The following is a 6,637-nucleotide window of genomic DNA, read 5'->3' on the forward strand; positions in this document are numbered from 1 at the left end:
TATACTCCCGTCTGTCTAATCATTGGGACGGTGCGTGCCGCCCCAAATTTATGTTTATTGGTTAACCTGATCCAACCAACCGTATTTATCTTCTGTTTCACCGGTGAAGAGGCCAAAGAAGGCCTGCTGGATGCGTTTGGTGACCGGACCGCAGCGGCCTTCGCCCACCTGGATACCATCGACGCTGCGTACTGGTGTGATTTCCGCCGCGGTGCCGGACATGAACACTTCATCGGCCAGGTACAGCGATTCACGGGACAGCACCTGCTCACGCACTTCGATATCGAGATCTTTCGCCAACTTAATGATCGCGTCACGGGTGATACCTGGCAGCGCGGAAGAGGTAAATGGTGGGGTAAACAGAATGCCGTCTTTAACTTCAAACAGGTTTTCGCCCGCGCCTTCGGAGATGTAACCATTCACATCCAGCGCAATACCTTCCTGATAACCATGACGACGCGCTTCGCTACCCACCAGCAGCGAAGACAGATAGTTACCACCCGCTTTAGCCGCAGTAGGGATAGTGTTTGGCGCAACGCGGTTCCAGGAAGAAACCATCGCATCGATCCCCTGTTCCAGCGCTTCAGCACCAAGGTAAGCCCCCCACGGGAACGCGGCGATAATCACGTCTGTGGTGTAACCCGCCGGCGGGTTAACGCCCATCCCCACATCGCCAACAAACACCAGCGGACGGATATAGGCGCTGGTCAGGTTGTTTTTACGAATCACCTCGCGGCAAGCTTCCATCAGCTCATCAACGCTCTGAGAGACCGGAAAACGATAGATCTTGGCTGAATCACGCAGACGCTGCATATGTTCGCGATGACGGAACACCACCGGGCCTTTGTGAGAATCGTAGCAACGGATACCTTCAAATACGGAAGTACCGTAATGCAGTGCGTGGGACATCACGTGAACCTTCGCGTCTTCCCAACGAATCATCTCGCCATTAGACCAAATGTAATCAGCTTTTTTCGTCGTCATTTTTCTTCCTTTTGCGCTCAGGCGCGGATTTGTTGTGATGTGGTTGTACTCTGGCAGATGGCAACATGTGCAACGTCTACCAGTTTACTTAACTGACTAAACAGTAAGTCGACCGACCGGAGGCTGGCAACGGTCAATTCGATATTTATATTCTGCGCATCGCTGGCGGCTTCCATATTCATGGAGCACACCTGAAAACCACGATGTCGTACCACGCGTAAAACACGTTCTAACGTTTCCGGATTGAAACGAGCCTCAACGGCGACCTGATGTTGCATCATGATAATTTCTCCAGCATTTCTGAGTTGCTGGCGCCAGGCGGCACCAGAGGCCAGACATTCTCAAGTTCGTCGATTGAGACATGAAGCAGATATGGCCCCTCGCTGTTCAGCATGGTGTCGAGTGCCGCTTCAACCTGGTCTTTACGGGTGATGTGCTGACCAGGTATGCCGAAGGCGCTGGCCAACATGAGGAAATCGGGGTTATCGGTAAGGGTGGTTTCGCTATAACGTTCCTGGAAAAACAGCTGCTGCCATTGTCGCACCATGCCTAACCGCTGGTTGTCGAGTAAAACTATCTTCAGCGGCAACTGCTTGCGTTTTACGGTGCCGAGTTCCTGTACATTCATCATGAAGGAACCGTCACCGGAGATACAGATTACCGTATCGTTCGGGCGAGCAACCTGTACGCCAACCGCGGCAGGTAAACCAAAGCCCATCGTACCCAGGCCGCTCGAGGTAATGAAATTTTCCGGGCGGGTATAGGTCATATGCTGTGCAGACCACATCTGATGCTGGCCAACATCCGTCGTAACAACGCTATCGGCTGGTTTACGGTCCGACAGTTGTTTTAACAACAACGGTGCATAGATGGCCTCACCCGGATGATCGTAGCGCCAGGTATGTTCTGCTCGCAGTTCTGCACTGTGCTGACGCCAGGCGTCAACGTTCAGAGGTTGTTGTAATGCCGGTAACAGCGTATTCAAATCGCCCGGCAACGCTACGTGCGCCTGACGCAGTTTGTTCATCTCAGCCGGATCGATATCCATGTGGATCACGCTGGCGTTCGGAGCGAAGGTGTTCAGCTTGCCAGTTACCCGGTCATCAAAACGCGCCCCGACAGCGATCAGTAAGTCGCATTCCTGCACCGCAAAATTCGCGGCCTTGGTTCCGTGCATCCCCAGCATTCCCAGATAATACGGATAATCAGCGTCAACTGCGCCCAGACCTTTCAGCGTACAAGCGACTGGTAATTGGGTCAGCGCGATAAATTCACGCAGGGCAGGAACCGCCTGCGCCATACCGACGCCGCCACCTACGTACAGGATGGGTTTTTGCGCCTGCGCCAGCATGTTACGCGCCTGCTCAACGTCAGCATGAGGGAATGCGGCCGCATCTTCTACGGTCGTGAAATACGGCTCCAGCGTACCGCTGGCTAACTGGATATCTTTCGGGATATCCACCAGAACCGGACCAGGACGACCAGAATTCGCCACGGCGAAGGCTTCCGCCATAATGCGCGGCAACTCCTCCAGTGACTGGACCAGGAAGCTATGTTTGGTGCAGGACAGCGACATACCAAGCACGTCTACTTCCTGAAACGCATCGGTTCCGATGAATGGTGCAGCAACCTGGCCGGTGATGGCCACAACAGGAACGGAATCTAACAGCGCATCAGCAAGACCCGTAATCAGGTTGGTAGCACCCGGACCGGAAGTGGCAATACATACACCGGTTTTACCTGTAGAACGGGCATAGCCAATAGCCGCCATCGCCGCCCCCTGCTCATGACGGCACAACAGGTGTTCTACGCCGCCGTCATACAACGCATCGTAAACCGGCATAATTGCGCCACCAGGATAACCGAAAACGGTTTTAACCCCTTGTGCACGCAACGCATGTACCACCCACTGAGCCCCATTCATAGTTACATCCCCGCCGTAAATCTTGAGAAACAGAATTTTATGCTACCGTTCACTTTCTGCTCCTCGTGTCTGTTTTTAAGGTCAAAAAAAACCCCCGAACCTTTCGGTGCGGGGGTCTTAGTTCGTTAAGGCTTGTTTTCTAAGCCTTTCCTCGTCCAAGTGCAGCCCCGCACGGTGGGATAATAATCACCACCAAGCTAATCACGACCAGGCTAATCACTCGTAGAAGGGCTGTCATTTTTGTATTTTCTTGCATCTTGTTCGAAGGAATGCCTAAAGAGTTACCATAGAATTTGCGAATAGCACAAGATATTTTTGTTTTCATTTTTCTGACGCCGTTAACGGTTTAGATAAATACCGTTGTTTTTTATACAAAAAATATAAAATGAAAATATTTCACGTTTCAGCGCATCAGCACAACCTGCGATCCCTTTCCTCGACACACTCATACACATTTGCGAGCGTGATTCCAGACATGGAGCAAGTAATTCCTGATTACACAAAAACACAGGAATAAGCATCTAAAAACATCAATTATGCAGAATCCTGCCAGTATCTATTGCGACATAATGTTCCCTTCAGGAGGGGTTATGTCACTATCGATTGTTCACACACGCGCCGCACTCGGCGTGAATGCGCCAGCCATTACCATCGAGGTACATATCAGCAATGGTCTGCCTGGTTTAACCATGGTGGGGTTACCTGAAACGACGGTGAAAGAGGCGCGCGATCGGGTACGCAGTGCAATTATTAATAGCGGGTATGAATTCCCGGCCAGGAAGATAACCATCAACCTGGCTCCGGCTGACCTCCCCAAAGAAGGGGGTCGATATGATTTACCTATCGCTGTTGCGCTTCTGGTCGCTTCTGAGCAGCTTACACCCCATAATCTCGATACCTATGAGCTGGTAGGCGAATTAGCGCTTACAGGCGCTTTACGCGGCGTTCCAGGCGCTATATCAAGCGCAACCGAAGCGATTCGTGCAGGCCGGCGAATCATTGTCGCTAAAGAGAATGCCGCAGAGGTTGGTCTACTACACGGCGAAGGATGCCTGATTGCCGATCACCTGCAGGCGGTATGCGCATTCCTGGAAGGAAAGCATGATTTAGACAAACCGCAATCTGCAGACTTTACCGCCGAACCTTCACCAGAGGATCTCAGTGATGTTATCGGTCAGGAACAGGGTAAACGAGGGCTGGAGATTACCGCCGCTGGTGGTCACAACCTCCTGTTTATCGGCCCGCCTGGTACGGGCAAGACCATGCTGGCCAGCCGCCTCAGAGGACTGCTTCCTCCACTTAGCAACGATGAGGCGCTGGAAAGTGCAGCGATCCTCAGTCTGGTCAATTCCGATACGATACAAAAACAGTGGAAGCAACGCCCTTTTCGTTCTCCGCATCACAGTGCTTCATTAACCGCAATGGTGGGGGGTGGTTCTATTCCCGCACCGGGAGAGATCTCCCTGGCACATAACGGTATATTATTTCTGGATGAATTACCTGAGTTTGAGCGACGCACGCTGGATGCACTACGTGAGCCTATTGAGTCCGGGCAGATCCATTTGTCCCGCACGCGGGCTAAAATAACCTACCCGGCACGTTTTCAACTGATTGCTGCTATGAATCCTAGCCCAACGGGCCATTATCAGGGGAACCATAACCGCTGCAGTTCAGAACAAACGCTGCGTTATCTTAATCGACTATCAGGACCTTTTCTTGACCGCTTTGATCTCTCCCTCGAAATCCCCTTGCCACCACCCGGCATACTCAGCCAGAACGCGGTGAAAGGAGAAGACAGCGCTACGGTAAAACAACGCGTTCTGGCAGCTCGGGAACGTCAGTACCAGCGGCAAAATAAGTTAAATGCGCATCTGGACAGTCAGGATATACATAAATTTTGCATACTTCGCAGTGATGATGCGCACTGGCTTGAGGACACGTTAGCTCGTCTTGGATTGTCCATCCGCGCCTGGCTACGCCTGATAAAAGTCGCACGTACCATTGCGGATATTGAACAGTGCGACCATATCACCCGCCAGCACTTGCAGGAGGCCGTTGCTTATCGGGCGATAGACAGGTTATTAATTCACCTGCAGAAATTACAGGCATAAAAAAAGGGCTTACGCCCTTTTTTTATTAATCATCAGATTCGGTGTAATCTTCTGCACCTTCTACCTGAGGTTTCCCGCCAGACAGAGTATGGAAACGTTTCGGACGCTTAATCCGCGTCATGTACTTGGACCACACACGCTCAGCTTCAGTAACCGGTTCGCGTTCACCGCGGCATACCGCAACAAACAATTTTTCTTCTTCAGTTACTGGCTCACGTTTACCCAGATCCAGCTCGTTGAAGGCATAGCCATGACGCTCAAGCAGTTGTGCCTCTTTAATGGTGAAATCACCATGACGGGAGAATCCGCGGGGGTAATATTTATTGTCGAAATATCGATTAGTCGTCGTAAAGCTTTCCGCCATCCTGCACGCTCCTAATTCTTTGGCCGAGCTATTTATGGCGCGGAGTATTAGTTACGCTTGACAGAGCGTCAAACAAAAGATTTAAATCATCACGACAAATAATTTTATGGAGCGCGTTGTGGATACGGAATTGTTAAAAACTTTCCTGGAAGTTAGCCGGACACGCCACTTTGGTCGGGCAGCTGAAGCGCTCTACTTGACCCAGTCGGCGGTGAGTTTTCGGATCAGACAACTGGAAAATCAACTGGGTGTGAACCTGTTCACCCGACACAGAAACAATATTCGTTTGACCGCTGCAGGTGAAAAATTATTGCCTTACGCAGAAACGCTGATGAATACATGGCAAGCAGCACGTAAGGAGGTCGCAAATACCTCACGGCACAACGAATTTTCGATCGGTGCCAGTGCATCCCTTTGGGAATGCATGCTCAATGACTGGTTGCGGCGTTTATACCAATCTCAGGAGCCACAATCCAGCCTGCAGTTTGAAGCGCGAATCGCTCAACGCCAGTCGCTAGTAAAGCAGCTCCATGAACGACAGCTGGATCTGTTAATTACGACCGAAACCCCAAAAATGGACGAATTTAGCAGCCAACTGTTGGGATATTTCACGCTGGCGCTTTATTGCAGTACCCCTTCGCAAACCAAAGATGAACTGAATTACCTACGCCTGGAATGGGGACCGGATTTTCAGCAGCACGAAGCGGGATTGATTGCTGGAGATGAAGTGCCGGTACTTACCACCAGTTCTGCAGAACTGGCAAGACAGCAACTTTCTGTAATTAAAGGGTTTAGTTGGCTTCCCGTCAGTTGGGCCAGAACCAAAAGCGATCTTCATACAGTTACTGACAGTGCGACTCTTTCACGTCCGTTATATGCGGTTTGGCTGCAAAATAGCGACAAACATGCACTTATTCGCGATCTGCTGAAAACAAATATTTTGGAAGATTAATGAAAACGCTGGCAAGGATGCCGGGAAAAAATGAACTGGAAGATCTCGAACATAATGTTCAGGTAAAAAAAATCCTTAGCAAGGATGCTAAGGATTGTTTCTGGCAGGGGCGGAGAGACTCGAACTCGCGACACCCGGTTTTGGAGACCGGTGCTCTACCAACTGAGCTACGCCCCTAAATTTTCTTATCATTAAGCCTGCTTAGTAGCAGGCTTAATTCTCTAATAAGTGGCGGAACGGACGGGACTCGAACCCGCGACCCCCTGCGTGACAGGCAGGTATTCTAACCAACTGAACTACCG

7 protein-coding genes and 1 tRNA gene are annotated in these 6,637 nt (G+C 50.9%); 2 read left to right on the forward strand and 6 right to left on the reverse strand.

What is annotated here, in order from left to right; genetic code table 11:
• Nucleotides 1-54: 54 nt before the first annotated feature.
• The 4 genes from OGX91_RS04300 to ilvL all read right to left on the reverse strand — a co-directional run bounded on the left by OGX91_RS04300 (nt 55) and on the right by ilvL (nt 3,146).
• Nucleotides 55-984, reverse strand: a complete 930-nt coding sequence (locus OGX91_RS04300) for a branched-chain amino acid transaminase (RefSeq protein WP_003018014.1) — start codon at nt 982-984, stop codon at nt 55-57.
• Nucleotides 985-1,001: 17 nt separating this feature from the next.
• Nucleotides 1,002-1,265, reverse strand: coding sequence for an acetolactate synthase 2 small subunit (gene ilvM, locus OGX91_RS04305; protein ID WP_040230055.1), 264 nt, complete (start codon nt 1,263-1,265; stop codon nt 1,002-1,004).
• Nucleotides 1,262-2,908 carry an acetolactate synthase 2 catalytic subunit gene (ilvG, locus tag OGX91_RS04310; RefSeq protein ID WP_286625544.1) on the reverse strand — a complete coding sequence of 549 codons (1,647 nt, stop codon included), beginning with the start codon at nt 2,906-2,908 and terminating at the stop codon, nt 1,262-1,264. The genes ilvM and ilvG overlap by 4 nt, the downstream gene beginning before the upstream one ends.
• Before the next feature lie 139 nt (nt 2,909-3,047).
• Nucleotides 3,048-3,146, reverse strand: a complete 99-nt coding sequence (ilvL, locus tag OGX91_RS04315) for an ilv operon leader peptide (protein WP_065227952.1) — start codon at nt 3,144-3,146, stop codon at nt 3,048-3,050.
• Nucleotides 3,147-3,498: 352 nt separating this feature from the next.
• Here ilvL and OGX91_RS04320 point away from each other — a divergent pair, with 352 nt between their 5' ends.
• Nucleotides 3,499-5,019, forward strand: a complete 1,521-nt coding sequence (locus OGX91_RS04320; protein ID WP_040230053.1) for a YifB family Mg chelatase-like AAA ATPase — start codon at nt 3,499-3,501, stop codon at nt 5,017-5,019.
• 25 nt (nt 5,020-5,044) lie between these two features.
• Here OGX91_RS04320 and maoP read toward each other — a convergent pair whose 3' ends face one another.
• The gene (gene maoP / locus OGX91_RS04325; RefSeq protein ID WP_003018025.1) at nt 5,045-5,383 is read right to left on the reverse strand and encodes a macrodomain Ori organization protein MaoP; all 339 of its coding nucleotides are present in this window, start codon (nt 5,381-5,383) and stop codon (nt 5,045-5,047) included.
• Between the two features lie 106 nt (nt 5,384-5,489).
• On the opposite strand from maoP, the gene hdfR reads away from it, so the two are divergent.
• Nucleotides 5,490-6,335, forward strand: coding sequence for an HTH-type transcriptional regulator HdfR (gene hdfR / locus OGX91_RS04330; RefSeq protein ID WP_149691799.1), 846 nt, complete (start codon nt 5,490-5,492; stop codon nt 6,333-6,335).
• A 101-nt stretch (nt 6,336-6,436) separates the two neighbouring features.
• Here hdfR and OGX91_RS04335 read toward each other — a convergent pair.
• Nucleotides 6,437-6,512 (reverse strand) — tRNA-Trp (locus OGX91_RS04335).
• Between the last annotated feature and the right edge of the window lie 125 nt (nt 6,513-6,637).

It is taken from the genome of Citrobacter sp. Cpa228, assembly GCF_030333085.1.
Taxonomy (GTDB): domain Bacteria; phylum Pseudomonadota; class Gammaproteobacteria; order Enterobacterales; family Enterobacteriaceae; genus Citrobacter; species Citrobacter pasteurii.

Excerpts from the sequence above, each read along its gene's own strand:
- OGX91_RS04300 (WP_003018014.1), bottom strand. The coding sequence starts at position 984 with ATGACGACGAAAAAAGCTGATTACATTTGGTCTAATGGCGAGATGATT.
- ilvM (WP_040230055.1), bottom strand. The coding sequence starts at position 1,265 with ATGATGCAACATCAGGTCGCCGTTGAGGCTCGTTTCAATCCGGAAACG.
- ilvG (WP_286625544.1), bottom strand. The coding sequence starts at position 2,908 with ATGAATGGGGCTCAGTGGGTGGTACATGCGTTGCGTGCACAAGGGGTT.
- ilvL (WP_065227952.1), bottom strand. The coding sequence starts at position 3,146 with ATGACAGCCCTTCTACGAGTGATTAGCCTGGTCGTGATTAGCTTGGTG.
- OGX91_RS04320 (WP_040230053.1), top strand. The coding sequence starts at position 3,499 with ATGTCACTATCGATTGTTCACACACGCGCCGCACTCGGCGTGAATGCG.
- maoP (WP_003018025.1), bottom strand. The coding sequence starts at position 5,383 with ATGGCGGAAAGCTTTACGACGACTAATCGATATTTCGACAATAAATAT.
- hdfR (WP_149691799.1), top strand. The coding sequence starts at position 5,490 with ATGGAGCGCGTTGTGGATACGGAATTGTTAAAAACTTTCCTGGAAGTT.